Below are 2,197 nucleotides of genomic sequence, written 5' to 3' on the forward strand. Positions count from 1 at the left end.
TCGCTCGAACCAGGCAGCTTGCCCACGTAGGTCACCCAGATCCTCGAGCCGTCCGACGACGTCGCGATCCCGTTGAGGCGCGCCTGCCCGAGCGAGCGGTGAGCGGCTCGCACCTCGCGCACGGCCACGACGGTGCCGTCCTGCCGCATCCGGACGATCGTGCTGTTCCCGCGGTTGCAGACATAGAAATCTGTGTTCGGTTGCATCGTCGTGTTGCTGGCATGGTCGGGGTGCGCGGTTTCGATCTGCACCGGAGCCAGGTCGAGTGGCTGGTTCAAGGCCGCCGATCGAATGACACGCGCGGCACCGGGCATGAAGACCTCGTTGCCCGTCGGGCCACCGACGGTCACGTCGATGGCCTTGATCGAATTGTCGAACGGCTGGCTCACGTACAGGGTGAAGTGGGGCGCGTAGTTCACGATCGCGCCAAGGCGCGGGAGGACGCGGCGCTCTGGATGACCCGCGTCGCGGGCGGGCCAGGACCGATTCGCGAGCGGCTGCACGGTGCCGGGCGGGGCGATGCCGTCGAGCGCCTTCTCCGTGTGTTCCTGGACGATACTGCCGTCTGCCACGACCACGGCGAAGACGGCGCGACCGGTGCCGTCTGGCGATCGGCCGAGCAGGGCTGTGCCGACCGCGGCCTGAGAGAGCGCACCGGGGATGACCTGTACCGGCTGCCGGCCGGTCAGGTCGCCGAAATAGACGCCGCCGGTCCTCGGGTTGGGCGCACCCTTGAGCGGACGGCCGTCCGGGTCGGTGATCGACGACGACCCGGGCCCTTCGAGCCCGTAGGGGGCGTTGGCGGGCCACAAGCGGCCGAAGGCGTTGTTGATGGACATGCCGAGCGGGTTGGCGACGCCCGTTTGGTTGGCCGTTACGGCGGCCGGGCTGTAGATGCCGTTGAGCCAGTTCGGGCTCTGGGCGCTGTACATCTGGACCGCCCCGTCCAGCGCTGAAGCCTGATTCCCTGCGCTGGCGAAGGTGGGCGGCACGGCAAGTCCGGCTCCCTGCGGGTCGATCGAGAGAAACGAGCCCTCAAACTGATCGGCGTTCGCCTTTGGCGCCCCGAAGTTGGAGCGGCTCCCGACGACGATGCGGGTCGGATCGAGCACCCGACCCGGCTGGGTCAAGACCGCCAGCTCGGGATTGGAGTTAATCGGGCTACCGGGAAGGAACCTGCCGATCGGGGAGAGCGCCGACGCGCCCGGAATGCCGAACGCGATCACGCGCCCGTCGATGAACGGTGCGCTCCCCTGTTTAGCGGAGACGGAGGCCATGGTGCCCCCGACCGTCAGAGCGGCGACGCTTGCCGCCGCCGCGAGCGTGACGATCGCGCGGCGCCGAGTGCTCAGTTTCACGCGTTCTTCGGCATGGTCAGCTGACATTCTCTGGCCCCTCCAACTCGCGTGGTGGGTAGACACCCGGGAGTACGGACCGCGTCGAGGCGACTTCGGTCGTGCCCTGGACGCTGGCAGCAATAGCAATGACCCGAGGGCCCAAGGTCCGACGGTCGCGGACTGGCTTCGTCATTCGCCCACGCTGTCCAGCAGGGCGGTGTACTGCCATCGGGCAACCAACCTCACCTTGTCAGCTGCCTCCCTGACGGCGTTCCCTCGGTGTCGAGGGCCGCGGGAACACGTGGTACGAAAGTACTACCGCGGTGTCCCAGGCGCAAGACCCAGGCGCGCGGTTGACGGACCTCAGGGCGCGCATGTAAGTCAGTGGCTGATCAGGTTGAGGGAGTGGCTCGTCGCCGTCCGCCGACGCGGCGCAGCGCCCGATACATGTCACGGGGATCGACCGGGGGCGCGATGACGCTCGCGCCGTCGGCACCGCACGTCGAATCATCACGAGGCCCCTCGGCAGCCCGGGCAAGGTCCGCGGACGCCCAACTGGAGGTAGGTCCAATGAGATCCACGCGGCCGTCGCTTCAGGTTTGCGGTGCGAGCCGCTCCCCTGCCTCGATCCTGATCGGCAGCCGGTTCTCGGGCGGCGTCAACGGGCAGGAGAACCGAGGGTCGTACACGCAGGAGGGGTGGTATGCGAAGTTGAAGTCGAGCGTGTACGTGCCATCCTCCTCCGGATCGAGGTCGAGGTAGCGGCCGGCGCCATAGGTCTCGGTGCCGCTCGTCCTGTCGAGAAACGGCACGAACAAGGACTCGTCGTCGGACTCGTCGCCGACGTCGAAGGTGTAGGC

The 2,197-nt window shown here is 67.9% G+C and carries 2 protein-coding genes; both read right to left on the reverse strand.

Annotation, left to right across the window (positions count from 1 at the left end):
* A partial coding sequence (locus VGR06_RS42210; protein ID WP_327564883.1) for a hypothetical protein occupies positions 1-1,385 on the reverse strand: 1,385 nt, incomplete at its 3' end.
* Between the two features lie 545 nt (positions 1,386-1,930).
* A partial coding sequence (locus VGR06_RS42215; RefSeq protein ID WP_327564884.1) for a DUF1684 domain-containing protein occupies positions 1,931-2,197 on the reverse strand: 267 nt, incomplete at its 5' end.

This window comes from Actinophytocola sp., from assembly GCF_036002505.1.
In the GTDB taxonomy this organism is placed as follows: domain Bacteria; phylum Actinomycetota; class Actinomycetes; order Mycobacteriales; family Pseudonocardiaceae; genus DASYTH01.